At 72.9% G+C, this 24085-nt stretch carries 21 protein-coding genes; 8 read left to right on the top strand and 13 right to left on the bottom strand.

The window, feature by feature from the left end; all coding sequences use genetic code 11:
* The first annotated feature begins 52 nt into the window (after positions 1–52).
* Complete coding sequence (locus TR50_RS11515) at positions 53–2113, top strand: phosphocholine-specific phospholipase C (RefSeq protein WP_042418769.1); 2061 nt, start codon at positions 53–55, stop codon at positions 2111–2113.
* A 24-nt stretch (positions 2114–2137) separates the two neighbouring features.
* On the opposite strand, the gene TR50_RS11510 is transcribed toward TR50_RS11515, so the two are convergent.
* Positions 2138–3613, bottom strand: a complete 1476-nt coding sequence (locus TR50_RS11510) for an MFS transporter (protein ID WP_042418768.1) — start codon at positions 3611–3613, stop codon at positions 2138–2140.
* Between the two features lie 252 nt (positions 3614–3865).
* On the opposite strand from TR50_RS11510, the gene TR50_RS11505 reads away from it, so the two are divergent.
* Positions 3866–4297: an ATP-binding protein gene (locus TR50_RS11505; RefSeq protein ID WP_052440922.1), complete on the top strand. Its 432-nt coding sequence runs from the start codon at positions 3866–3868 to the stop codon at positions 4295–4297.
* A 12-nt stretch (positions 4298–4309) separates the two neighbouring features.
* Here the strand turns inward: TR50_RS11505 and TR50_RS11500 are convergent, their stop codons facing one another.
* From TR50_RS11500 to TR50_RS11490, 3 genes are all read right to left on the bottom strand, one after another.
* Complete coding sequence (locus TR50_RS11500) at positions 4310–6370, bottom strand: phosphocholine-specific phospholipase C (RefSeq protein ID WP_042418765.1); 2061 nt, start codon at positions 6368–6370, stop codon at positions 4310–4312.
* 140 nt (positions 6371–6510) lie between these two features.
* The gene (locus tag TR50_RS11495; RefSeq protein WP_042418751.1) at positions 6511–7365 is read right to left on the bottom strand and encodes a hypothetical protein; all 855 of its coding nucleotides are present in this window, start codon (positions 7363–7365) and stop codon (positions 6511–6513) included.
* 243 nt (positions 7366–7608) lie between these two features.
* Positions 7609–8289 (bottom strand): hypothetical protein, encoded by a 681-nt coding sequence (locus tag TR50_RS11490; RefSeq protein ID WP_042418748.1) that lies wholly within the window; start codon positions 8287–8289, stop codon positions 7609–7611.
* 155 nt (positions 8290–8444) lie between these two features.
* Here TR50_RS11490 and TR50_RS11485 point away from each other — a divergent pair, with 155 nt between their 5' ends.
* From TR50_RS11485 to TR50_RS11475, 3 genes are all read left to right on the top strand, one after another.
* Positions 8445–9116, top strand: coding sequence for a hypothetical protein (locus tag TR50_RS11485; RefSeq protein WP_152648354.1), 672 nt, complete (start codon positions 8445–8447; stop codon positions 9114–9116).
* 133 nt (positions 9117–9249) lie between these two features.
* The gene (locus TR50_RS11480; RefSeq protein WP_052440920.1) at positions 9250–10134 is read left to right on the top strand and encodes a DsbA family protein; all 885 of its coding nucleotides are present in this window, start codon (positions 9250–9252) and stop codon (positions 10132–10134) included.
* Positions 10135–10160: 26 nt separating this feature from the next.
* Entirely contained in the window at positions 10161–10835 is a 675-nt protein-coding gene (locus TR50_RS11475) for a vitamin K epoxide reductase family protein (protein WP_152648353.1), read from the top strand.
* A gap of 77 nt (positions 10836–10912) precedes the next feature.
* Here the strand turns inward: TR50_RS11475 and TR50_RS11470 are convergent, their stop codons facing one another.
* Entirely contained in the window at positions 10913–11314 is a 402-nt protein-coding gene (locus TR50_RS11470; RefSeq protein ID WP_042418745.1) for a hypothetical protein, read from the bottom strand.
* 186 nt (positions 11315–11500) lie between these two features.
* Between TR50_RS11470 and TR50_RS11465 the strand changes: the two genes are divergently transcribed.
* Positions 11501–11929, top strand: a complete 429-nt coding sequence (locus TR50_RS11465; protein WP_042418741.1) for a DUF6221 family protein — start codon at positions 11501–11503, stop codon at positions 11927–11929.
* A 52-nt stretch (positions 11930–11981) separates the two neighbouring features.
* Here the strand turns inward: TR50_RS11465 and TR50_RS11460 are convergent, their stop codons facing one another.
* The gene (locus tag TR50_RS11460; RefSeq protein ID WP_042418738.1) at positions 11982–12815 is read right to left on the bottom strand and encodes an alpha/beta fold hydrolase; all 834 of its coding nucleotides are present in this window, start codon (positions 12813–12815) and stop codon (positions 11982–11984) included.
* A gap of 53 nt (positions 12816–12868) precedes the next feature.
* Complete coding sequence (locus TR50_RS11455) at positions 12869–13213, bottom strand: antibiotic biosynthesis monooxygenase family protein (RefSeq protein ID WP_042418734.1); 345 nt, start codon at positions 13211–13213, stop codon at positions 12869–12871.
* Between the two features lie 198 nt (positions 13214–13411).
* On the opposite strand from TR50_RS11455, the gene TR50_RS11450 reads away from it, so the two are divergent.
* Positions 13412–14164, top strand: a complete 753-nt coding sequence (locus tag TR50_RS11450; RefSeq protein WP_042418731.1) for a maleylpyruvate isomerase family mycothiol-dependent enzyme — start codon at positions 13412–13414, stop codon at positions 14162–14164.
* A 405-nt stretch (positions 14165–14569) separates the two neighbouring features.
* Here the strand turns inward: TR50_RS11450 and TR50_RS11445 are convergent, their stop codons facing one another.
* Positions 14570–16177, bottom strand: a complete 1608-nt coding sequence (locus TR50_RS11445) for an amidohydrolase (protein WP_042418954.1) — start codon at positions 16175–16177, stop codon at positions 14570–14572.
* A gap of 424 nt (positions 16178–16601) precedes the next feature.
* On the bottom strand, positions 16602–17270 hold the full coding sequence (locus TR50_RS11440; protein ID WP_042418728.1) for a TetR/AcrR family transcriptional regulator: 669 nt from the start codon (positions 17268–17270) through the stop codon (positions 16602–16604).
* Positions 17271–17580: 310 nt separating this feature from the next.
* Here TR50_RS11440 and TR50_RS11435 point away from each other — a divergent pair, with 310 nt between their 5' ends.
* On the top strand, positions 17581–18120 hold the full coding sequence (locus TR50_RS11435) for a hypothetical protein (RefSeq protein WP_042418725.1): 540 nt from the start codon (positions 17581–17583) through the stop codon (positions 18118–18120).
* Between the two features lie 20 nt (positions 18121–18140).
* Here the strand turns inward: TR50_RS11435 and TR50_RS11430 are convergent, their stop codons facing one another.
* The 4 genes from TR50_RS11430 to TR50_RS11415 form a co-directional block, all read right to left on the bottom strand.
* A complete protein-coding gene (locus tag TR50_RS11430; protein ID WP_042418721.1) occupies positions 18141–19802 on the bottom strand; it encodes an ABC transporter substrate-binding protein in 1662 nt (553 codons plus the stop codon).
* A 68-nt stretch (positions 19803–19870) separates the two neighbouring features.
* Positions 19871–22066 (bottom strand): hypothetical protein, encoded by a 2196-nt coding sequence (locus tag TR50_RS11425; RefSeq protein WP_042418708.1) that lies wholly within the window; start codon positions 22064–22066, stop codon positions 19871–19873.
* Between the two features lie 97 nt (positions 22067–22163).
* The gene (locus TR50_RS11420) at positions 22164–23315 is read right to left on the bottom strand and encodes an acyl-CoA dehydrogenase family protein (RefSeq protein WP_042418705.1); all 1152 of its coding nucleotides are present in this window, start codon (positions 23313–23315) and stop codon (positions 22164–22166) included.
* Positions 23312–24025, bottom strand: coding sequence for a TetR/AcrR family transcriptional regulator (locus TR50_RS11415; protein WP_063775053.1), 714 nt, complete (start codon positions 24023–24025; stop codon positions 23312–23314). Before TR50_RS11415 ends, TR50_RS11420 begins: the two co-directional genes overlap by 4 nt.
* Positions 24026–24085: the final 60 nt, after the last annotated feature.

Raw genomic sequence — 24085 nt, 5'->3', positions numbered from 1 at the left:
ATCTGCGGGCCCGATAGTCCCCAGGTCGAACTCTCGAGCTCCGGAGGACCCAGTGGCGCCTGTCACCCGCCGTACCTTCCTCGGATCCGCCGCCGCTCTCGGCGCGGCTCTGGGTCTGGAAGCCATGCCCGGTAGCGCGCCGCGCGCGAACGCGGCCACCACCGGCACGATCACGGACGTCAAGCACGTCGTCGTGCTGATGCAGGAGAACCGCAGCTTCGACCACTACTTCGGCACGCTCAAGGGCGTGCGCGGCTTCGGCGACCGCGCCACCGTGCAGCTGTCCGGCGGCTACAACGTATTCGACCAGCCCAACGGCAGCGGCCGCCAGTACCCGTGGCAGATGAGCACGACCGCCCCGGCCGCCGGGAAGACCGCCGAGCAGATCGCCCAGTGCGACGGCTCGCTCGACCACTCCTGGTCGACGCAGCACTCCGCCTGGAACAACGGCAAGATGGACTCCTGGGTCTCCGCCAAGGGCACCGTCCGCACGATGGGCTACCTGAACCGCTCGGACGTCCCGTTCCACTACGCGCTGGCCGACGCCTACACGATCTGCGACGCGTACCACTGCTCGATCCTGTCCGCGACCGGCCCCAACCGCACCTACCTGTGGTCGGGTTGGATCGACCCCTCCGGCACCGCGGGCGGCCCGGCCTACGACGGCGGCGACGAGTCGGGCCTCAAGTGGCAGACCTACGCCGAGGCGCTGCAGAACGCGGGCGTCAGCTGGAAGGTCTACCAGAACGCCAACGACAACTACGGCGACAACGCCCTCGCGTACTTCAACCAGTTCTCCGGCGCCTCGACCTCCAGCCCGCTTTACCAGAAGGGCATGGCGTCCGTCCCGGCCAAGACCGGCTCGACGCCCGACGACATCGCGGCCGCCATCGCCGCCGACGCGGCCGCCGGCACGCTGCCGCAGGTCAGCTGGGTCGTGGCCAACCAGGCCTTCTCCGAGCACCCCGACTGCCCGCCGAACGACGGCGCGCACTTCCTCAACCTGGTCATCCAGGCCCTCGCCGCCACGCCGGACGTCTTCAACTCCACCGCCCTGTTCATCAACTACGACGAGAACGACGGCTTCTTCGACCACGTCCCGCCGCCGGCCGCCCCCTCCGGCACCGCCGCGGAGTTCTACTCGGGCACCAACATCGGCCTCGGCTTCCGCGTCCCGATGATCATCGTCTCGCCGTGGACCCGCGGCGGCTGGGTCGACTCCCAGGTCTACGACCACACCTCCGTCATCCGCTTCCTGGAGACCTGGACCGCGGCGCTGGGCACCCCCGCGAACTGCGGCAACATCTCCGCCTGGCGCCGCCAGGTCTGCGGCGACCTCACCGGCGCGTTCGACTTCACCAACCCCGTCTACGGCGCGCCGACCCTGCCGAGCACCAGCGCCGTCTTCGGGCAGGCCAACTGCGACCCGCTGCCCAACCCCAGCCCGACCACCAACGCGCTGCCCGCGCAGGAGGCCGGCACCCGCCCGGCCCGCGCGCTGCCGTACCAGCCGAACGCGTGGGTGGACCACATCGAGTTCGACTCCGGCGGCAAGACGCTGGTGTGGATCCGGATGGCCAACCAGGGTGCGCAGGCCACCGCCTACGCCCACTACTCGATCTACGCCAACGCCTACCGCAGCGGCGGCCCGTGGCAGTACACCGTCGCGCCCTACGCCAACGGCGCCGACGGCACGACCATGGACTACTTCAACGTCGGCACCAGCTACGGCAACGGCAAGTACGACCTCACCTGCGTCGGCCCGAACCGCTTCCTGCGCCGCTTCACCGGCAACACCACGGCGGCCGGCAAGACCTGCGAGGCCACCACCACCTACGCCGCCGCGCCCGACACGGGCAAGGAGGCGCTGTGGGTGCACATGACCAACACCGGCTCCAGCACGGTCACGTTCACCGTCACGTCCACCAACTACCGCACCGACGGCCCGTGGACCTACCAGGTCGCGGCCGGTCAGACGGTCTCGGACTACTTCAACGCCGTCGCGTACCAGAACGGCTGGTACGACTTCAACGTCACCGTCAGCTCCGACTCCAGCTGGAGCCGTCGCGTCACCGGCCACATCGAGACCGGCACGGCCAGCGTCAGCGGCTGATTCCGCGGCAGCGGTAGCAGGGCATCACGACCGGTTCGGCGGCGCGTCCAACCCGCAGCTGTGCTGCGGGGCCGCCGGACCGGGCTCCTGCTGCGCGACCCTGGCCGGGTTGCGGATCAGCGCCGCCGCCAGCAGCCCGCTCAGCACGCACAGCGCGCCCGAGAACAGCACGGCCTTGTGGAAGCCCGACGAGAACGTCGCCGGATGCAGGTAGGCGGAGCCGGTGATCCCGGCGATGGCCGGCAGGACGGCCACCGCGATCAGCCCGGCCGCGCGGGCCACGTCGTTGTTCACCGCCGACGCCATGCCCGCGTGCTGCGCGGGCGCGGACGACAGCGCGGTCGAGGTGAGCGGCGCGACAGTCGTCGCCAACCCGAGCCCGAGCACCACGACCGCCGGGAGCACCTCGGTGAGGTAGGAGCCCGAGCTGCCCACCATGCTCAGCAGCGCGATGCCGACCCCGGCCAGGCACGGCCCGACGCTCATCTGCAACCGCGGCCCGATCCTCCCGGCGAGCTGACCGGAGCGGGCGGAGAGCGTCAGCATGATCAGCGTCACCGGCAGCAGCGACACCCCCGCTTCCAGCGCGCTGTAGCCGGAGACCTGCTGCAACTGGATCGGCAGCAGGAAGAGCACGCCGCCCAGCGCCCCGTACAGCACGAAGGTCACCGCATTCGTGGCGGTGAACTGCCGTGACGCGAACAGCGACAGCGGCAGCATGGGATGCGGCGTCCGGTTCTCCCACCAGACGAAGGCGCCGAGCATCGCGATGCCGCCGAGGAGCGAGGTCAGCACGGCGGCGCTCTGCCAGCCCCGCGAGGGCCCCTCGATCAGGCCGTAGGTCAACCCCACCAGCCCCAGCGTGATCAGCGCCCCGCCGGTCACGTCGACGCTGCCCTCCGCCGCGGCCGGGTCCCGCGACTCGGGGACGTGCCGGATGCCGAGCACCACGACCACCACGGCCAGCGGCAGGTTGATCGCGAAGATCAGCCGCCAGGAGACGGCCTGCACCAGCCACCCGCCGATGAACGGCCCGATGGCTGTCGCCACCCCGCTCAGCCCCGACCAGGCGCCGATGGCCCGCCCCCGGTCCTCGGGCACGAACGAGGCCTCGATGATCGCCAGACTCCCCGGCGTGAGCAGCGCCGCCCCCACGCCCTGGAGCGCGCGGGCCCCGATCAGCGTCGCCGAGTTCGGTGCGAACCCGCAGACCAGGCTCGCCAGCGCGAACCAGACCACGCCGATCAGGAAGATCTTCTTGCGCCCGTACCGGTCCCCGAGCGAGCCTCCGACCAGCAGCAGGCCCGCGAGCGTCAGTGTGTAGGCGGTGACCACCCACTGCAGGTCGGCCAGTCCGACATGGAAGTCCCGCCCGATCGCGGGCAGCGCGATCCCCACGACGGTGGCGTCGATCGACGCCAGGCCGGAACCGAGGACGGTCGCCGCGAGGACCCAGCGACCAGGGCCGGACGCGTACCGCAGGGAGGGCGTGGGCGTCATATACGAAGGTTATGTTGCGGCGGCCCGGCGGGCACGAGGAACGACGAGGACGGCCACCCTCCGTATGGCGGGACCTAAGTCCCGCGATGGAACGCCTTTCGGCCGCCGATCCGCGGCCCAACGCCGTGCTGATCCGGCGGGTGGAGTCCGTAGTGTCGTGGGTGAGGACCCGGTGCCCCGAGCGCCCTGCCCGTGCCGGGTTCGTTTCCCAGGCCCGCAGACGTTTCCCAGGCCCGCAGAGGAGCGATCGAGATGCCCGCCCGCGTAGCTGACCCCCGCACGCCGGCCGCTGTGCTGAGGCTGCCCCGGCACGTCCGCGCGGCGGCGCAGGCGCGGCACACGGTCGCGGCGCTCGCCCCGTGCGACGAGGACGTCGCCGACCGCGGCAAGCTGCTCGTCACCGAGGCCGTCGCGAACGCGGTCGAGCACACCCGGGGGAGTTCTGTGACGGTCGAGGTCCGCGTCGACCGCCGGACCGGCGGCATGTTCTGCGCGGTCTTCGACACCGACCCGGCCACTCCACTGCCGGAGCGGCCGGGCGTCGCCGCCCGCACCGCCGAGTCCGGGCGCGGGCTGAGGCTGATCAGCGACCTCAGCGACGACTGGGGGTACGTCCGGGTGCGGGACGGAAAGTGGGTCTGGTTCCACCTCCGCCCCGCACCCGTCGGGGCCGGCGCGCCCTGAGCCTGAGCCGTGTCAGCCGCTGACGCTGGCCGAGCCGGTCTCGATGTGGCCGGTGGCCCGGCGGTTCCAGGAGGAGTCCGCGTCGACGGTGACCGTGAAGTCGTACCAGCCGTTGTCGTACGCCACCGCGTTGAAGTAGTCCGACACCGTCGCGCCCGGGGCGACCTGGTAGGTCCAGGGGCCGTCGGTGCGGTAGTTGGTGGAGGTGATGGTGTAGGTGACCGTGCTGGAGCCGGTGTTGGTCATCTTGAACCACACGGCCTCCTGGCCGGTGTTCGGCGCGGGAGCGTAGTACGTGGTGGCCTCGCAGCCCTTGCCCGCGCCGTTCGCGTTGCCCTGGAAGCGGCGCAGGAAGCGGTTCGGGCCGACACAGGTGAGGTCGTACTGGCCGTTGCCGTAGTTCGTGCCGATGTTGAAGTAGTCGGTCGCCGTGCCGTCGGCGCCGTTGGCGTAGGGCGCGACGGTGTACTGCCACGGGCCGCCGCTGCGGTAGTTGTTGGCGTAGATGGAGTAGTGGGCGTAGGCGGTGGCCTGCGGGCCCTGGTTGGCCATGTCGATCCAGAGCAGGATCTGGCCGTTGGCGTCGTACTCGATGCGGTCGACCCAGGCGTTCGGCTGGTAGGGCAGCGCGCGGGCCGGGCGGGTGCCGGGCTCCTGCGTGGGCATCGAGTTGGTGCCGGGAGCCGGGTTGATCTGCAGGTTCGCCGTGGCCTGGCTGATGGTGGCGCTGGTGTCCGGCAGCGAGGGCAGCCCGTAGACGGGGTTGGTGAAGTCGAACGCGCCGGTGAGGTCGCCGCAGACCTGGCGGCGCCAGGCGGAGATGTTGCCGCAGTTGGCGGGCTTGCCGATGGCCGCGGTCCAGGTCTCCAGGAAGCGGATGACGGAGGTGTGGTCGTAGACCTGGGAGTCGACCCAGCCGCCGCGGGTCCACGGCGAGACGATGATCATCGGGACGCGGAAGCCGAGGCCGATGTTGGTGCCCGAGTAGAACTCCGCGGACGTGCCCGACGGCGCGGCCGGCGGCGGGACGTGGTCGAAGAAGCCGTCGTTCTCGTCGTAGTTCAGGAACAGGACGGTCGAGTTGAACACGTCCGGGTTGGCGGCCAGGGCCTGGATGACGAGGTTGACGAAGTGCGCGCCGTTCTCCGGCGGGCCGTCCGGGTGCTCGGAGAAGAGCTGGTTCGAGACCACCCAGCTGACCTGCGGAAGCGTGTTGCCCAGCGAGTCGTTCCTGATCGCGGCAGCGATGTCGTCCGGCGTGGAGCCGGTCGACGGCACCGAGCCCATGCCGTTCTGCGCCAGCGGGCTGGAACTGGCCGCGCTGGTGAACTGGTTGAAGTAGGCGAGGGCGTTGTCGCCGAAGTTGTCGCCGGCGTTCTGGTAGACCTTCCAGCTCACACCGGCGTTCTGTAGCGACTCGGCGTAGGTCTGCCACTTCAGGCCCGACTCGGAGCCGCCGTCGTAGGCGGCGCCGCCCGCGGTGCCCGCCGGGTCGATCCAACCCGACCACAGGTAGGTGCGGTTGGGGCCGGTCGCGGACAGGATCGAGCAGTGGTACGCGTCGCAGATCGTGTAGGCGTCGGCCAGCGCGTAGTGGAACGGGATGTCCGAGCGGTTCATGAAGCCGAGGGTCCGCACCGAGTTCTTGGCGGAGACCCAGTTGTCCATCTTGCCGTTGTTCCAGGCGGAGTGCTGCGTCGACCAGGAGTGGTCGAGTGAGCCGTCGCACTGGGCGAGCTGCTCCTTGCTGACCCCCCACCACCAGGTGCTGGTCGCGCTCAGCTGCCACGGGTACTGGCGGCCGCTGCCGTTGGGCTGGTCGAAAACGTTGTAGCCCCCGGACAGCTGGATCGTCGCGCGGTCGCCGAACCCGCGGACGCCCTTCAGCGTGCCGAAGTAGTGGTCGAAGCTGCGGTTCTCCTGCATCAGCACGACGACGTGCTTGACGTCGGTGATCGTGCCGGTGGTGGCTGCGGCCGCGTTGGTCGCGGTGCCGGGCAGCGAATCCAGGCCCAGCGCCGCGCCGAGGGCGGCGGCGGAGCCGAGGAAGGTACGGCGAGTGACGGGCGCCACGTGAGTCCTCCGGGGCGAGACGGTTCGACTAGGGGACTGTCCGGCAGTCGGATGACGACTGGCGGGTAACAAAGTGGCAGGGGGGTGAAACAAAGCGAACGGTTGGACCAGACTCGTTACCCAAAGGTGATGCTTCGTGGTCAGTCCAGACCGTGCGCGGCCAGGTACCGCAGGCCCTGGAGCAGCGCCGCACGCGGTCCCGGATGCAGCGCGCCCGCCCACGCGGGCGGCTCGCTCTCACCGCGCAGACGGCACAGGCACGCGAGCGCGAATCCCAACTCCGTCTCCGTCAGATAACCCACAGTGCTGAGCCCTTCGTGCGTCGAGGCGCTCAGCATCTCGTCGGTCAGGTCGCCGAGCGGCAGCGCGGACCAGCCGCGTGCGGCCCGGGCGAAGCGGCGCGCTCCGTTGGCGGTGAAGATCCCCATGCCGAGGTAGACGGTGACCAGATCCGTCATCTCCTCCCCCTCCGCCGGCAGCCGTTGCCGCCGGGGCTCGCCCAACAGCCGCTTGTGGCCCAGCTCGTGGGCGACGACCCCGGCCAGCCGCTCGGGATCGCCCACCTCGCGCAGGTCCAACTCGACGACGTTCCGCCCGCCGACGCGGCGGTAGCGGCCGATGGCGTGCCGCTTGCGGCTGGGCTCGCCCTCCGGCGTCCGGAAGAACTCCACGGAGAACGACTCCGGGTCCACGTCCATCACCCCGCAGACCCACCCCACCAGGGCGCGGACCTGCTCCTGCGAGCCGCTCCAGCCCGGTGGGACGAACCCCGCGCCCGGCGCCGCGACCGGTCGGCGCGCCGCGTCCAGCCCGAACTCCCGGACGCACCAACGCATCGCCTTCCCGGTCCACTCCCGCCGCGTCTCCGTCACCGGGCAGCGCGCCGCCTGCGCGTCCCGCGACCACGGCTTCGGCTCCGCGAGGTGCGCCGCCCGGGCGCGCCTGACCGCGTCGTTCGGCTGCCCGTTCCACCACGCCCGGAATCCACCTGCCATGTCGTCCCCCCCACGACACCTGACGGCCCGTCGTACACGACGGGCCGTGTGCTCCACCGCCATTGTGCGACGGACCCGGGCATTCAGCCCCGCCTTTGCGGCGGCCGGGCACGGGGCTCGCGCCTGAGCCGGCCCCGACTCCGGTGCCTGGGCTGTCGGTGTCCGGCGGGGGTGCGCGGGGTTGCGGCCCCGGCCTTCGGCCCCCGCCCGGCCGCCGCCGGATCCGCCCAGCGGGGTGTCCGCTCAGCGGGAGGGGGTGACGTGCGCGCCGTGCTCGAGCCGGGTGACGGCGAGGGGCACCAGGGACGCGACGGCGGCGCTCTCCGCGCGCGACACCGGGAAGGTGGACAGCGAGACGAGGAAGTGCCCGATCCGGACGACGCTCGCGTCCGCGAACCGCTCGACACCCGGCTCGGCCTTGTACGTCTGCCGCGCGTGAACCACGAGGCTGTCGTCGCCGAGGGAGGGGCCCTCGGTGACGGAGAAGACCGTCGTGGTCCCGTCCGGGGAGACCTGCTTCGCGCAGCGACGGACGAGGGCGCGGATCGCGGCGACGGCTGTGCTCGCGTCGCGACCGCTGAAGGCGTAGAGCGTCTCGGTCGCGCTCGCGCCGCGGCTCTGCGAGACCCGGGCCGAGGCGGAGGCGCCCGCGGCGGTCGCGCTGTCGTCGACGACGTCCTCCCCGAGCAGCACCTGGCAGCCCGGCGGGGGCGTGACCCCCGCAGGGCTGCCGGGCGCGGGGTTCACGGCCGCCTGCTGGACGACCCAGCCGTGGGGGAGCCTGGCCGGCAGCAGACCGGCCCGCAGCGCCCCGGCGGACAGCGGCGGAGTGGCGTGCGTCGCCACCGCCACCGGCCCGGCGGGCGCGCCCCCGCACCCGGCCAGCGTCGCGCCCAACGTGAGTCCGGCCACTCCGGCCGTCACGCCCCTGACTCTCCTGACTCCGGCCATCCCGCCTCCCGGTCGAAGATCCGGGCAGGCTACCAGGCCGCGCGCGGCTTCCCGGGAGCTGCTTCTCAGGAACTGCTCACCCGAGGCGGGCTGTCCCTTTCCTTCGAAGGTTTGCGATACTCCGAAGGATGGACGGAAAAGGGCTGAGGCTCCTGCGCGCGGCGGTGTTCGCCGCGCTCTCCGTCCTGCTTCCGATCGGGGCACGCCTCGCGGTGACCGGGGAACCGGTGCCCGTGGACGTCGCACTGCTGGCCTTTGGCGGGTCTCTGCTCGCCGCGCTCGTCGTCTTCCGCGGCGAGCGGCGGTACTGGGCGATAGCACTGACGCTGCTGCCCTTGCAGGTCGCGATGAACGCGCTGTTCAACGCGGGACAGCAGAGCTGTCCGCCGGGACCCGGCGCGGCGCCGGGCCTGCCGGGGTGGGGCGTGATCGCCTGCGGTGGCGGCACGATCCGCCCGGGGCTGCTCGGCCTCACCGAACAGGCCCCCCGCGCGTTGATCGCGCTCACCAGCGGACAGGCGCTGCTGCTGCTCGGCCTGCACCTGGTGCTCGCGCTCGCCGCGGCCTGGTGGCTGCGACGCGGCGAGGCCGCGCTCTTCGGCCTGATCGCCACCGTCGCGCTCACGATCCGCCCGCGCGTCCGCGCGCTCCTGCTCCGGCTCGCCGCGCCGCTGCTCGCGCCGGCCGCGCCGCCGTGCCCGCCGGCGGTCAGTCGCCGGCCCAAGGCGCTCGGCCCGCAGGAGTCGCTGCCGCGCACGGCTCCGCGTCGCGGCCCGCCGGCCCTGGCCTGGGCCCGCTGAGCCGCAGCACACCCGTCATCCGAGCCTGAGAGCTCCTCCCGGCCGCTCGTCGCGGCCGTTCCGTGCTGCCTGCCCTCCGGGCCCGTTCCCTCACTTTCCTTCTCCCTTCAGCACCACCCGTGTGAGGACGGCCATGAGCGCCAGCAAGACCAACGGCAAGAACCAGAGCCAGAACCAGGGCCGGAACCGGACCAACCCCCAGAGCGCCGACGCCCGAGAGCGACTGCGCAGCGCCCGCGCCGCCGAGGACGAGCGCCGTCAGCGGCTGCGCCGCGTCGGCATCGGCGCGGGCGTCGCGGCCGCGGTGGCCGTGATCGCGGTCGGCGCGGTCGTCGTGAGCAACCTCGGCGGCTCGTCCTCGTCCGGCAAGAGCGCCGCCTCCGGCGGCGCGTCGGGCACGGGCGCGGCCTCGCAGAAGCTCGTCGTGCCCGCGCACGTGTCCAGCAGCGACAACACCGTGATCGTCTACGGCGACCCGAACGCCAAGCACACCCTGGACGTCTACGAGGACTTCCGCTGCCCGATCTGCGACAAGCTGGAGAAGACCGACGGTCCGACGGTCCAGCAGCTCGCCGACAACGGCACGTACAAGATCCAGTACCACATGGCGACGTTCCTGGACGACAACCTCGGCGGCACGGGGTCGATGGACGCGCTCGAGGTCGCGGGCGCCGCCCTGAACGACGGCGGTGTGGCGAAGTTCAAGGCGTTCCACGACGTCCTCTACGCCAACCAGCCCGAGGAGACCACCGACGGCTTCGGCAACCTGAACACCCTGCTGGACCTGGCCAAGAAGGTGCCGGGCCTGGTCACCCCGCAGTTCACCAAGGACGTCCAGGACCGTGTCTACGCCCCGTGGGCGCAGAAGGTCACCGCCGCGTTCAACGCCAGCGGCGTCCAGGGCACGCCGACGCTGAAGCTCGACGGCAAGCAGATCAACGTCTTCGACAGCCAGGGCAACCCGATCAGCCCGAGCGCGTACACGGCCCTGGTCCAGCAGACGACCGGGGCGAAGTGATGGCGGGCCGGGGGACGCTGGACCCGATGATCCCGCCGGAGGCGCCGGACGCGCTGTCTGCGTCGGGCGCGGGGGTTGCCGCCGAGCCCGACCGCGGCTGGGCGACGACCCGCGTCGCCGCCTCGCGCGGCTACGCGCTGCTGCTGGTGATCGCCGGCGCGATCGCGCTCATCGCCGCGACCGTGCTGACGCTGGAGAAGATCCGGCTGCTGGAGGACCCGCACTACAACCCCAGCTGCAACATCAACCCGATCATCAGCTGCGGCTCGGTGATGCGCACCGACCAGGCCTCCGCCTTCGGCTTCCCCAACTCCCTCATCGGGCTGGGCGCGTTCGCGGTCGTGGTGACGATCGGCGTCGTGGCGCTGACCGGCGTCCGCCTGCCGCGCTGGTTCTGGCTCGGCCTCCAGGCGGGCACGCTGTTCGGCATCTGCTTCGTCGGCTGGCTGATCGACCAGACGCTCTACTCCATCGGCGCGGTCTGCCCGTACTGCATGGTGGTCTGGACGGCGATGATCCCGCTGTTCTGGTACACCACGGTCCACAACCTCCGCTCCGGCACGATCCCCCTCCCCGTCGGCGGCCGCGCCCGCGTCACCGCCGCGGCGGGCTGGTACTGGCTGGTCCCCTTCGCGGGCTACCTCACCATCGCCCTGCTCGTGCTGGACCGCTTCTGGTACTACTGGCGCACGCTGCTGTGACGACGTGACCACTGCGGCTCCCACCTGCGGTTCTGCGGAGGGGAGCCGCAGTTCGGACGTTGCGGGACTCTCCGCCGCTACCTGCGCGCCCTCACTGTGACCTGCCACGGCACGACCGCGTGCGAGCAGGGCTGCCCTTCCTTGCGAGGCACGCAGCGGAACCGGGCGTCGAGCGTGGTCGTCCCGTCGGCTCGGGCATGGAACACGGCGCTGGCGTCACCGTCCGCCGCCGTGCCGGCCTCGTCCCGGCGGAGGACGGTGCCGTCGGCGGAGGTGGGGGCGCTCCAGGCCCAGGTCGAGTCCGCGCTCTGCCGGCCGGCGAGCTGAACGGTGATCTCGTCGCCCTTGTGCACGGTCAAGGACTGCCGGTCGTCCCGGTTGGCAAGGTGGAGGTGCTTCGGCGCCGCGGAGGTCGGCGATCCAGCGACCAGCGCCAACGTGGCGGCCAGGGCCATGCCTGCCAGGCGTGCGGTCTTCATGGGTTCACTCCAGCGCATCGTTGTGATCTTGTCCCCGTGGCACGTGGCATAACGAGACACGGGGCCCCCGGATGCGCTGTCGGCTGTGAGGTACCGCGCCGTGCGGCGCGGATCGTCCGACGGCGCGGGTGTGGTGAGACTCTGGGGCGAGGCGGGTCGGTGGTCCGGCGTGCGGGAGGTGGCTGAGTGGGCACGGTGCAGGGCGAGGGTCGAGGCGGTGGGGCGGCGGTGCATCCGGCTGTCGCGTTCCTGCGGGAGGCGCAGGCGCGGGCGGTGGAGGCGGCGCGGGCGGCGAGTGAGCCGGCGCTGCTGCTGTGGCCCACCCATCCGGTGGAGTTCCTGCTCGCCGGGCAGGAGGTGTCCACGCTCGAGACGCGCGCCGCGGAGGCGCACATCCGGCTGCACATGCCGGAGGCGGTGCTGCTGCGGGTGGAGGCCGAACGCGGCATCCTCGCCGACCATGCCGACGCCGACGGCTGCTGCGCCGTCTGCGCGGACCCCGCCGCGGGCCGGCGGGCGCTGGAGTGGCCGTGTCCGACGGTCCTCGCGCTGGCACGGGCCTGGGGCTGGTCGGCGCAGACCGGGCAGGGCGGGGGCGAGGGGGGATCGGGCTGACGCGGCGTCATGACGTCATGACGTGCGGCGTCATCGCGTCACACGGCCTCGGTCAGTCGGCGGGCGCGTCCAGGAAGTCCAGCACCAGGGGGCTCGCGACCTCGCGGAACTCCTCGAAGTAGGCGTGCCGGGCGTCGGGGATCAGGTGCATCCGGGCGTTCGGGATGCGACGCGTGATCAGCGGGGCGTTCGCGGTCGGGTTGAAGAGGTCCGCGGTGCCGTGGACGACGAGCGTCGGGGCGGTGATGTCCGGCAGCACGTCCCAGGCGTCGTGGCGGCGGCTGGCGGTGAGGTGGCGGCCGCGGGCGTAGGCGGGCATCCGCGGGTCGCCGATCGTGCCGTACGGCCCGGGGTGGGTGGCCAGCCACGCGGGGGTGTACATCAGGTCGAGCAGCGTGGCGCGGGCCGCGCGGTGGTCGCGCGAGGCCAGCGCGGTGCTGACGGACCGGTCCCGCTCGAAGCCGTGCAGGCCGCCGGGCGAGGTGCAGCCGAGGACGAGCCGCCGTACCCGTGCGGGGTGACGCGCCGCCACCCACTGCGCCACGCGCCCACCCATCGAGGTGCCGTAGACGTCCGCGCGGGGCAGGCCCAGCGCGTCCAGGACGGCCACGACGTCCTCGGCGAAGCCCGGCGTGCTGTAGGGCACGTCGGGCTTGTCGCTGTCGCCGGTGCCGCGGTAGTCGATCGTGACGGTCGTCCGCGTCCCGTCGAAGTCCGCGCGGACGCTGTCCCACCAGTGGTGGCTGTTCGACTGCCCCGAGAGCAGGACGAGCGGCACGCCCCCGCCCTCATCTCCACCCTCGCCTCCGTCCGCGCTCCCGCTCCCGCGCGGGCCCTGGACCTGGTAGGCGATGCGGGTCCCGTCGGGCGCGGTGGCGTACGGCATGGTGCGGGTGTTCTCCGGACTCGGGCTCGGACTTCTCAGACGCAGGCGCAGGCTCAGGCGGACTTCGGGGCGGCCTGCTGGACGACCTCGAAGGACCAGAGCGTCGAGCCGGTCGCGGCGGGCTTCGGCGCGCCGCCGCCCTCGCCCTGCGGCCGACCGCCCTGGCCGCCGCCGTGCGCGGCCTGCATGGGACCGGACATCCAGTTCTGGTAGTCCTCCTCGCTGCGCCAACGCGTGTACACGAGGTACTGGTCGGTGCCCTCGACCGGGCGCAGCAGCTCGAACCACTCGAAGCCGTCGGAGCTCTCCACTGCGCCCGCGCGGGACGCGAATCGCTGCTCCAGGGTGGCGCGCATCTCCGTCGGAACGGTGAGCGCGTTGATCTTGACGATGCTCATGGCCCCATCTTGCCAGCCTGGCCTCACCGGAGCCCGGATGCCTGGCGGGGCGTCACCCCCGGCCCTGCCGGGCTGAGGGGACGTCCCGCCTGTTGGACGTACGAGCGTCCGGGCCGGTTCCCGTCTCGCGTGATGCGCGTCACGCTTTCGCGGCGGATGACGCCCGCACCGCTCACGCGCCCTCTAGAGTGCGGAGCCATGGCACGTGATCTTCGAGACGACCCCGTCGCGCTGCTGGCCTCGGTCGACCGCGCGGCCGCCCGGCTGCTGGCGGCCGCCGACGGTCTGACGGATCGCCAGGCGGCAGCGGATTCCGCCCTGCCCGGGTGGAGCCGCAGCCATGTGATCACCCACGTCGCGCGCAGCGCGGACGTCTACCGGTGGTTGCTGGGGCTGGCGCGGACCGGGGTCGAGCCGGGTCCGCGCGCCGACGCCGCCGCGCTCGAACGCGCGCTGCGCGAAGGCGCCGACCGGTCCGCCGCGGCCCTGGCGGCAGACCTGCGCGGCAGCCTGGAGGCGATGCTGGAGGCGGCGGCCGGGATGCCCGCCGACCGGTGGCCGACGCTGGTCAGCGCGCTCGCGGGATGGCGGCATCCGGCGTGGTTCGTCCTGCACCGGGCGCGACGCGAGCTGGAGACCCACCACGTCGACCTCGCCGTCGGGTACACCGCCGCCGACTGGCCCGAGGACTACGTGGCGTGGGCCCTCGACTCCACCCTCGCCGCGCTCGGCGATCGCGGCTTCCCGCTGGCCCGCGTCGAGGCGGTCGACCTCGGCCTGGTCTGGAAGCCGGCCCCGGAGGGGCTCGCCGTCACCGGGACGGGCCATGCGCTGCTCGGCTGGCTGAGCGGACGCGGCGACGGGACGGGCCTGGCCACCGACGGTCCGCTGCCGAGCCCGCTGCCCAGCCCGCCGCCGTGGCCGCAGCCGCCCGTCCCTGGGTGGGGCTGACCACTGCCCTCTGCGCCTTCTGCCTGGCAGCCCGTCCCGGATCGGGCGGACGGCTGGGTCGCGCGGTGACCGCACCGCTGAGCGCAACCTGACCGGGCGTCAGTGCGTGCCGGTGGGCGCCGCTGCGCGTGTGCTTCGCACCGCGCGTCTCCGGGAGGCGGTGGCTTCCGCGGTGGTCCGGCATGCCGCCGCCGGCGGCCCTGGGTGACCGCCGCCGGGTGGAGTGCCGGGCGGGTCGGCACGGGCTGGGACGGGTCTGGTTGGGCCGGGCGGGCCGGGCCGGGCCCGGGAACGTCGTGGCCGGACGGCGTCCTCCCGGCCAGGACACGTCCTCGGCGGGTCCGCCCGGCCGGGACGCGTCCTCGGCGGGTCCGCCGGCCCAGCGCACGGTCGACCCGGCGACGGTCAACCCAGTGCGGCGTCGCGGTGCGTCGGGCGGCCCGCGACGACGGTGAGGAGGACCGGGAGCGCGGCCAGATCCGTGTCGGGGACGGAGAGCGGGTTCTCCGCGAAGACCGTGAGGTCGGCGCGGTGACCGAGGGCGATGCGGCCCGCTCGGCCCTCGTCGCCGGCCGCCCAGGCCGGGTTGAGGGTGTACCCCTGGAGCGCCTGGAGCGGGGTCAACGCCTGCTCCGGCCCGTGCGGGGGCAGCGAGAGGTCGCTCGGGCGGCGGTGCCGGGCGCCGGCCATGACGCCGAGCGGCGCGAACGGCGCGATCGGCCAGTCCGAGCCCAGGACGACCCGCACGCCCGCGTCCCAGAGGTCACGGCAGCGGAACGCACGCGACGCCCGCTCCTCGCCCAGGCGCCGCGACCAGTTGTCGGTGTGGTCGGCCCGGGTGTACTCACAGCAGTGCGTCGGCTGCATGGACGCGGTGACACCCAGCTCGGCGAAGCGCCGGACGGTGTCGTCCGGAACGGTCTCGATGTGCTCGACCCGGTGGCGCACTACGAGCGCGTGGTCGGCGCGCGCCTTCTCGACGGAGTCGAGGACGTGGCGGACGGCGGCGTCGCCGATGGCGTGGGTCGCGGTCGGCACGCCCGCCGCGTGGAGCTGGGCGACGACGCGCGTGTACGCCTCGGGCTCGGGCCAGAAGGCGTGGGTGGACTGGCCGTGGCAGTCGGGCTGTTCCAGCCACGCCGTGCCGTTGTCGATGGTGCCGTCCATGAACATCTTCACGCCCGCGACCTGCCAGAGCGCGCCGCCTCGGCCCTGGAGCGCGATCAGCTCGGCGACGGCCTGCTCGTCGGCGCCCGGCTGGCACCACGGCGCGACGCGGACCCGCAGCGCGAGCTCGCCGCGTTCCTCCAGTTCGGCGTAGACCGCGAGGCTGTCCCCGATCGCGTCCATCGCGTGACCGCCGGTCAGGCCGGCCGCTGCCATCCGGCGCAGCGCCTCGGCGGTCGCGTCGCGGATCTCGTCCTTGGTCGCCTTCGGCGCGACCGCCTCGACCAGCTCGCAGGCGGCGTCCTCCAGCAGCAGGCCGGTGGGCCGGCCGTCCGCGTCGCAGACGACCTCGGCGGACTGCTCGAAGGAGCGCGGTCCGTCGACGCCCGCCCGTTCCAGCGCGCGGGCGCTCGCGAGCTGGGAGTGGCCGTCGAAGAGATCGAGCAGGGCCGGGACGCTGTCCAGCACCGGGCCGAGCGAGGCGGCGGCGACGGGCTGGTCGCCGAAGGTGTTCGGGTCCAGACCCCAGCCGCGCAGCCACGCGCCCGGCGCGAGCTCGCGCGCGGCCGCGGCCAGCGCCGCGCGGACACCGTCCAGGTCAGTGCAGCCGGACAGGTCCACGCCCCGGGTCCGCTCCGCGCCCGAGACCGGGTGGAGGTGGCCATCGACCAGCCCCGGGGTGACGACCGCGCCGCGCAGGTCGACCACGGTCGTCGCGGGACCGGCGAGCGCGCGGATCCCGCCGTCGTCGCCGAGCGCGACGATCTCGCCTCGCGCCGTGGCGAGCGCCGTCTGCGGAAGGAAGCCGCCGGTCGCCGGATCGAGCAGGCGGGCGGAGAGGAGCACGAGGTCGGGGTCGGCGCTGCGGTCGCTGTGGTCGCTGCGCTCGCGCTCGTCGCGGTGGTCGCGGTGGTCGGGGTGCACGGACGGCTCCTGGGAGGGGTGGGGGTGAGTGCGGGGCAGGGTGGTCGTCGGCTCGGGCCGCCCCGTCGGTCTGCGCCGAGTGACGCGCGGTGGGCCTCCTTCGACTCGGCACCGGCCGTGCGGCATCCGGCTGCGCCGGGCCGGGCCGGCCCGGTGGGCGGACGCCGAACGTGTGGGGGCGGCCCGCCGAAGGCCGGGGAGCGCGGGCGGGCCGGCCTGATGACCGGAGCCCGGACGTGTGGTGCGGCCCCGCCGAAAGCCGGGGGAGGGGGCGCGGGTGCGGGTGCGGGTGCCCGGAGGAGGCGGCTGCCGGACTGTCCTCACCCGGGCTCCGGCAGCAGGCGCGTCAGTCGGTAGGAGCGGCCGAGGCGGCGGCTCCCTCCACGAGCGCGAGCAAGGTGCCGCTCGCGAGGCCGAGTTCGCGTTCGGCGGTCGTGACGGCCATGTTCGTCACGGCGGCGGGCCGGTTGCTGCGGTCGGTGTTGGCGTGGACGCCGAGGCCGTCGAGGACCACCAGGATCAGGATGGCTGCGACCGCCGGATCCTCGGGCCGGAACACGCCCTCGGCGGTCCCCTCGCGCAGCACCTCGGTGATCCGGTCGCGCCAGGCGGCCTCCTGGGCGGCGACCCGTTCGGCGAGCACCGGCCGGAACCGGCTCAGGTGGCGGGCGTTGAGCCAGAGCCGGCTCATGTCGTCGTACCGCGCGCCCGCCGAGAGCGCGAAGAACCGTGCCAGGGAGTCCAGTGCGGAGCCGATCGGCCGCTCGGCCGGGATCAGCTCCTCCAGTTCGTCGCTCGCGGCGGTGCCGAACGCCTCGGCCACCAGCTCCTCCGCCACGGGGAAGTAGTGACTGATCAGCCCCGGACGCACCGCGAGGTCCTCGGCGACCCGTCGCATGGTGATGCACTCCAGACCCTCGGTCAGCGCGATCGTGGCGGCCCGGCCCACGATCTCGGCCCGGCGCGCCTCGGGGCTCTTGCGGACCCGCTTGGGGGGAGCACTCGGCGGCGACATGCCCTGAACGCTATTGGATGCTCGACCAATAGGCAAGACCGCCCCCTTGGCGGGCTGCGGCTCCTGTGGGGCGGTGGACCGTGAAGGCGTCATGGGGTCCACGATTCCACGCGCCGCGCAGGGGGCTCCGCAGGAGATCGCGGTCGGCGGGCGGGCCGCCGCGCCGAGGCCGCGCGAGGCGGCGCCTGGGGAGTCTCCGCGCGTTGACTGAGCGGTTACTGACCCGACATCAGGTGTTCCGCCGAGGGCTCCTCCGGTCTCCACCGGCGGGTGGTGTCATGTACGCACCCCATCGAGAACGGAGTCGTCCATGCCCGCCGCCGTCCGTCGTCTGCTCATATCCTCCGCCGCACTCGCCCTCACGGTGGGCGGGTTCGTCGTCGGCACCGGCTCCACAGCCCATGCCGCGGCCATCTGCTCCGAGGCGTACCTGCCGCTGCCGGACCCGAGCTGCACGCCCGGCGCGACCAACCCGGACGTCACGCAGGCCACCATCGGCTCCACCATCTGCGTCTCCGGCTGGACGGAGACCATCCGGCCGTCGACCTCCTACACCAACGCGCTCAAGAAGCAGCAGATCGCCGAGTACGGCTACAGCGACACCAACATGGCCGACTACGAGGAGGACCACTTCATCCCGCTGGAGCTCGGCGGCGCTCCGCGCGACCCGAACAACCTGTGGCCCGAGCCGCACTACACCACGGTCGGCAGCGGCACCTCGTACACCAAGGACGGGGTGGAGACCAAGCTCAAGAACGCGGTCTGCAAGGGCACGGTCCGGCTCGCCGCCGCGCAGAACGCGATCGCCACGGACTGGACGACGGCCCTGCAGAGCCTCGGTCTCTCCTGACCGCGCCTCCTGCGACGCGGTCAGTGCTGGGCGCACCCCGGGGCTCCGGTCTGGCCGCGAACGGGGCTCTGCAGCAGCGGTGTCCCGCCCGGCCAGGTGAGCTGCACCGTCGACGTGGTGCCGTCCCCGCCCACCCGGACCACCGGCACCGGTCGGTCGAGCGGGTTGCCGTCGGGCCCGAACGCGATCCATCCGCTGGCGCCGGGGATCATGTGGGTGCAGTTCATCTGGTCCAGAATGCCGACCTGTGACTCCGGATCGGCCAACGCGTTCAGGTCGGCGCGCGCCGCCGACACCGCGGCGACCACCGCGTCGTGCGTCAGCATGGCATGACCGCTGTTCAGATCGTCCGCGCGGTAGGCGGGCGCCGCCGCCTTGCCGTCGCCGACGAGCCGCTGGCCGGTGCAGCGGTCGGGCTGCCCGGTGAAGGCCGCCCGGAACTGCTCGTAGTTCTGGGCGGCAGCCGCCGAGCAGCCGATCCGCTGCCACTCGTCGGAGCTCGACAGGGCTGTGTAGTAGAGCGAGATCTTGCGGGCGGCGATCGCCTGGTCCACGGTCGGGTCGCCGATCTCCGTCGCGGCGTCGTCGCCGGAGACGACGGCGAGGTTGTTCAGTCCGCACGTCCCCTGCTGGACCCAGGTCTCCACGAAGGCGTCCAGGTCGTCCCCGCGGCCTGCGAAGTAGACGAGCGACGGCGCGGCCTGGCAGAGGTTGGCGTGCATCAGCGTGAACTGCTGGACCAGGTAGTCGTGTCGGCTGACGCCCGAGGAGAGCTTCTGGTCGGTGGGCGACGGCGAGGTGAAGGGCAGCGGCGTGATCGTGCGGCCCGGACCGGCGAGGTCCCTGCCGGCGGCCTTCACCAGGGTGGAGACGTAGTCGTCGCTGGAGGTGTTGTCCTGGACGATGGCGATGGACGAGGGGGAGGGGCGCAGGCCGGTCACGAACGCCGCTGCCGCCTTCACGGAGTCGGAGTTGGTGGTGGACACGCGGAAGAAGTCGTGGATCGGGCCGCCGCCGGCGGACTGCGGTTCGGTGTTCATGTCGTCGCCGGTGACCGTCGCGCCGATCACCGGCAGGTGCGCGTCGTCGGAGAGCCAGGCGGCGGCCGCCCTGGTCTCGTCGGTGCTCTGCCCGAGGCCGGTGACGGCCGTGATGTGCTGCGCCTTGGCGTTGTCGGCGATCAGCTTCACCGCGGACTGCCAGGAGCCGTACCGGCTGCCCATGTTGCCGAGGACGAGCTTGACGGGAAGGGCGGGGCTGCCGAAGGCCGCCGTGTGGTTCGCCCGCCACACCGCCGTCAATGCCCCTTCGAGGACGGGGTAGAGGCTGTCGTACGTGACGGTGTCGACCCCGCTCACGGGTGAGAAGTCGAGCAGCAGCACCACGGTCACGTAGGAGGAGCCTTTCACCTGCGCGTCGGCGGCGTTCACCTCGTCGCGCAGGGCTTGCAGCCGCGCCGGCTCCTGCTTCGCGAACGGTCCGCCGTCCAGGTCGACGCCGACGCACGAGAGCGGCGAGGTCACCAGCTCCATGCCGGGGCCGCAGGCGATCGGGGCCGAGTCCACGGCGTCGGCGATCCGCAGCCCGGCCAGGACCAGGGCGGATGTCGCCAGCAACGCGACGACTAAGGAGACGACGGGGTGCTTCCAGACGATCGGGAAGCGGGGCTGCACGGGAGGCATGAGGGCTCCGTGGTGTGGGACGACGGATGGTCCGGCCGCGCGGGCACGCAGGGTTGGGCCCGGCCGGGCTAGTGCGAGAACCTGGCGGCGGCTTGCAGCAGCGCGTCGACGTCCGACTGGGTCGACCGGCCCGCGAGCCCGCGGAAGGCCTGGGCGATCTGCTCGTCCCAGTACCCGTCGGCCTCGGTGAGCGGGTCGTTGTAGAGCCAGAGCAGCAGCACCAGCTTGGCCGTCGGCGCCTCGACGTCGGTGCGCCAGCGCGGCTGGTCCACCAGCCGCTCGTAGGAGGACCGGACCGTCTCGTGCAGCGGCAGCGCGGTGGGCGCCGAGGTGACGTACCACAGTCGCTCGACCCAGACGGAGTGCCGGTCCTGGTCGAAGGTCGCGGCCATCACGCGTGCCACGCCGTCGAACTGGTGGAGCGCCAGATCGTGGAAGAGCTGTCTGTCGGCGGCCGCGTCCGGGGGTCGGAGCCGCTGGAAGGCACGACGCCAGGTGTCGTTCGGCGCGCTCGGCCAGGTCGTCGTGCCGGGCGGGTTGGGGCCCGGCAGGCTGTCGGCGTAGGCGAGCCCGGCCAGCAGGCACTCTCGCAACCAAGGATGGAGGACCGCACGCCGGACGTCGCGCGTCCGCGCCTCCGCCGGCGTCGACGTGACCGCGCTGACCCACAGGTGCTTGCGCAGGGACTGGAGCGTGCCGTTCAGGCCCGGGACCTCGGCCGGCAACCGGGCGTCCTCCACGGCGCGCGGGTCCGTCAGGTACGCGGCCGCGGCCACCGTGTCCGGCAGGTTGACCCAGTGCCGGTCGGGGACGTCGATCTCGCCCGACAGGTGCGCCAGCCCGTGCCGCCACAGCGGAGCGACGCGACCCTCGTGGTCGGTGTTCCGTAGCATCAGCGCCCCGAGTGGGCGGGGGTGCGGTAGGCGGTGGTGCCCGGAGTCCTGGTCCAGCGCGTCCTCGAACGCCTGCCGTCCGCCCCGGTGGCCCGCGCACAACAGGCCGGTCGCCTCGTCCACCGGGCCGCCGTTCCGGGCGGACCGAGGCGTTCCCGGGGATCCGCTGTGCTGGGCGCCGTCGAGCCACACGGGCAACCAGGCGCTTGCGGCTGCGGCAGCGGCTGTGGCGGTGGCCGTGGCCGTGGCCGTGGCGGCGGCTGACCCGGCCGTGGACGGAGGTTCCCAGTGGGCGCGGTTGACCTGGGAGAACGTCGGGATCGCGGCGCGGTGTGCGCCCGGGGAGGCCGTCGCCCACGGTTCGAGCCAGTGGTGGCGCCACTCGTCCTGCCACTGGTTGAACGCGGCGATCACCAGCAGCGGGTCAGGGCCCGGAGCGTGGCTGCCGTCGCCGTTGGAGACGGCGACGGACGAGGAGGAGGCGCGCCGCTGCCGCGCGGCGGCGAGGGCCGCGAGGAACGCGCGGCCGGACTCGGTCTGGGCGTTGTCGACGAGCAGGACCCACGCGTGGTGATGGCGGCTGCGCCCGTGCCGGTCGGCCGGGTCGGCCGGGATCCGGCAGTGGCAGCTGACCGGGATCGTGCCCTTCTGGGCGTTGGCCTCCAGATCGGCCACCAGTGCGTCCATCAGCTCGGCCGCCGCGTCCTTGGGCCGGGCCTGGCTGAGCGCGATGAGCGCGTCGATCGGGTCGGCGGACTCCGCCGAGCGGGTGCGGCCGTGGTAGCCGATCCCCTTGCGCACGCCCAGGAGTGACGCCCTCTGGGAGAGCAGCCGGGTGAGCGCCTTGGCGGTGTCGCGGGCCGGCGGAACGACTTTGGCGAGACCCGGCAGCGTCGACGAGGTGAGGTCGGCCGCGAGGTCCAGCCCTTGCTGGGCGGCTTGGGCGGTGCGGGCGGAGGCCCGGCCGGCCCGGGTGCTGTCGGCGTACTCCTGGATCCGCGTGCCCATCTCCTGCAAGGCCCGGGTGCGGTCCGCGGGCAGGGCGGGTACGTCGCGCGCGAGATAGGCGAGCCGGAAGCGGTGGAAGCTCGGCGGCTGCCGCAGGTGCTGCCAGGCGCGGGTCATGTCGAAGGCGATCCGGTTGGCCGCCACCGGTATGACGTCGTCGCCCTTCGGCAGCGTGGCACAGTCGAGGATGCTGTGGACGACGCTGCCTCCGCACTCCTGCGACAGCATCCGTAACATGGCGCTCTTGCCGGAACCGCGCGGGGCGAGCAGGGCGACGAACGGGTCGGGCCGTCGTCGCCCCTCCCGCTGCCACATGGTCCGGTTGAGGAACTCCTCCGCAGCGCGCTGTGCGGTGACGCTCACCCTGGCTCTCCCCCTCGCGGCCGGCAGATCGGCCGGCCCCGCGATCTCAGCGGTGCATCGCGCGCGAAGTTAGCACGTGCCAAAGACATCTGACAGGTCATTGGCCAAGGTCGAGGGAGCGGCCGATGATCTCCTTCATGATCTCCGTCGTGCCTGCGTAGATCCGGGTCACCCGGCTGTCCTGCCAGGCACGGGCGATCGGGTACTCGAGCATGTAGCCGTAGCCGCCGTGGAGTTGGACGCAGGCGTCGACGACCCGGCCCTGGAGTTCGGTGCACCACCACTTGGCCTTGGCGGCGTCCACGACCGTCAGCTCGCCGTCGTTCAGGGCGAGGACGCAGCGGTCGAGGTAGTGCTGGGCGATCTCGATCTCGGTGGCGAGCTCGGCGAGGCGGTGCCGGATCACCTGCTGGGCGCCGATCGGCTTGCCGAACGCCTTGCGCTCGCGGACGTAGGCGGTCGTCCACTCGAACGCGGCGGTCGCCTGGGCCAGACCGGAGACGGCGACGGAGATCCGCTCCTGCGGCAGATTGCGGGTGAGGCCGAAGAAGCCCTCGCCCTCCTGGCCGATCAGGTTGGCCACGGGCACGCGGGCGCCGGTGAAGACCAGCTCGGCGGTGTCCTGGGCGTGCAGGCCGATCTTCTCCAGCTTGCGGCCGCGCTCGAAGCCGGGGGTGTCGCGCTCGACGACGACCAGACTCAGGCCTCGGTGCGGGTGCTCGCCGGTGCGGACGGCGACGACCACGAGGTCCGCGTTGACGCCGTTGGTGATGAAGGTCTTCGCGCCGTCGATCACGTAGTGGTCGCCGTCGCGGACGGCCTTGGTGCGGATGCCCGCGAGGTCCGAGCCGGTGCCGGGCTCGGTCATGGCGACGGCGGTGATCAGCTCGCCGGAGGCGATGCCCGGCAGCCAACGGGCCTTCTGTTCGTCGGTGGTGAGGTCCAGGAAGTACGGCAGGCAGACGTCCGCGTGCAGCGCCGGGCCGAGGAGCGCCGGGGAGACCGCGAGCCGTGCGGCCTCCTCCTGGAGCACCACGTTGTAGCGGAAGTCGGGCACGCCCGCACCGCCGAACCGCTCCGGGACCGCGATGCCGAAGGCGCCCAGGCTGCCCAGGCTTGCGAACAGCTCACGCGGCACGATGCCGGCCCGGTCCCACTCGGCGTAGCGAGGCACGACCTCCTTGTCCAGGAAGGCCCGCACGCTCTCGCGGTAGGCCTGGTGCTCGTCGTCGAACAGGATGCGCTTCATGCTCTCTCCGGGCGTTCGTCGGTTCGGCGGGGATGGACGGGATGGACGGGGAGGGACGCCGGTGCGGCGCGGGCCTCGGCGATCCGCAGCGCGAAGCGCGCGTACTGGTCGGCGACCTGCTCGCGGCCGTAACTCTGGTCGGGACCGAACCAGTGTGCGACCTGCACGCCGAGCGCGCTGATCGCGGTGGCAGCCAGGCGGAGGTCCTCGACGGCGAACTCGCCCTCCCAGGACCCGCGTTCCAGGACATCGAGCAGCAGGCGGCGACAGTCGGTGCGCAACTCGAGGGACGGGGCGGCGAGTTCGGGCGACAGCGCGTGCAGTTCGCTGTTGGTGACGACGGCCAGGAGGGGGAAGTCGGTGTGCACCAGCACATGGGCGCGCACCAGCGCGGTCAGTCGCGCGGCGGCGCCGTCGTCCTCCGCTCGTGCGACGGCCTCGCTCAGGCGGTCGTGCAGCTCCTGGTGCCCGATCCGGACAAGCTCGGCCAGGACGTGCTCCTTGGAGGGGTAGTGCGCGTACAGGGTGGCCGAGTTGATGCCGACGGCGGCGGCGATCCGCCGGATCGAGGTGCCGGCGAAGCCGGCCTCGGCGAAGAGTTCCAGTCCGGCCCGCAGGATGCGCCCCTTGGTGCCCGGCGGGGTGACGCCGACCGGCAGCACGGCCGCCACCGCGACCACGCGCCGGTACTCCCAGCCGGGTGCGTCCACGTCGTCTCCGTTCCCACCGATCGATCGGTTGACACCGTAGCGCGGAAGCCGGATGGTAAC

The sequence above is a fragment of the Streptacidiphilus anmyonensis genome, from assembly GCF_000787855.1.
GTDB lineage: Bacteria > Actinomycetota > Actinomycetes > Streptomycetales > Streptomycetaceae > Streptacidiphilus > Streptacidiphilus anmyonensis.
This window is presented reverse-complemented; position numbering and strand designations above follow the sequence as displayed.

What these genes read in the sequence shown, in the direction of transcription:
- TR50_RS11510 (WP_042418768.1), bottom strand. Translation starts at nt 3,613, where the DNA reads ATGACGCCCACGCCCTCCCTGCGGTACGCGTCCGGCCCTGGTCGCTGG.
- TR50_RS11505 (WP_052440922.1), top strand. Translation starts at nt 3,866, where the DNA reads ATGCCCGCCCGCGTAGCTGACCCCCGCACGCCGGCCGCTGTGCTGAGG.
- TR50_RS11495 (WP_042418751.1), bottom strand. Translation starts at nt 7,365, where the DNA reads ATGGCAGGTGGATTCCGGGCGTGGTGGAACGGGCAGCCGAACGACGCG.
- TR50_RS11485 (WP_152648354.1), top strand. Translation starts at nt 8,445, where the DNA reads ATGGACGGAAAAGGGCTGAGGCTCCTGCGCGCGGCGGTGTTCGCCGCG.
- TR50_RS11480 (WP_052440920.1), top strand. Translation starts at nt 9,250, where the DNA reads ATGAGCGCCAGCAAGACCAACGGCAAGAACCAGAGCCAGAACCAGGGC.
- TR50_RS11475 (WP_152648353.1), top strand. Translation starts at nt 10,161, where the DNA reads ATGATCCCGCCGGAGGCGCCGGACGCGCTGTCTGCGTCGGGCGCGGGG.
- TR50_RS11470 (WP_042418745.1), bottom strand. Translation starts at nt 11,314, where the DNA reads ATGAAGACCGCACGCCTGGCAGGCATGGCCCTGGCCGCCACGTTGGCG.
- TR50_RS11460 (WP_042418738.1), bottom strand. Translation starts at nt 12,815, where the DNA reads ATGCCGTACGCCACCGCGCCCGACGGGACCCGCATCGCCTACCAGGTC.
- TR50_RS11455 (WP_042418734.1), bottom strand. Translation starts at nt 13,213, where the DNA reads ATGAGCATCGTCAAGATCAACGCGCTCACCGTTCCGACGGAGATGCGC.
- TR50_RS11450 (WP_042418731.1), top strand. Translation starts at nt 13,412, where the DNA reads ATGGCACGTGATCTTCGAGACGACCCCGTCGCGCTGCTGGCCTCGGTC.
- TR50_RS11440 (WP_042418728.1), bottom strand. Translation starts at nt 17,270, where the DNA reads ATGTCGCCGCCGAGTGCTCCCCCCAAGCGGGTCCGCAAGAGCCCCGAG.
- TR50_RS11435 (WP_042418725.1), top strand. Translation starts at nt 17,581, where the DNA reads ATGCCCGCCGCCGTCCGTCGTCTGCTCATATCCTCCGCCGCACTCGCC.
- TR50_RS11430 (WP_042418721.1), bottom strand. Translation starts at nt 19,802, where the DNA reads ATGCCTCCCGTGCAGCCCCGCTTCCCGATCGTCTGGAAGCACCCCGTC.
- TR50_RS11420 (WP_042418705.1), bottom strand. Translation starts at nt 23,315, where the DNA reads ATGAAGCGCATCCTGTTCGACGACGAGCACCAGGCCTACCGCGAGAGC.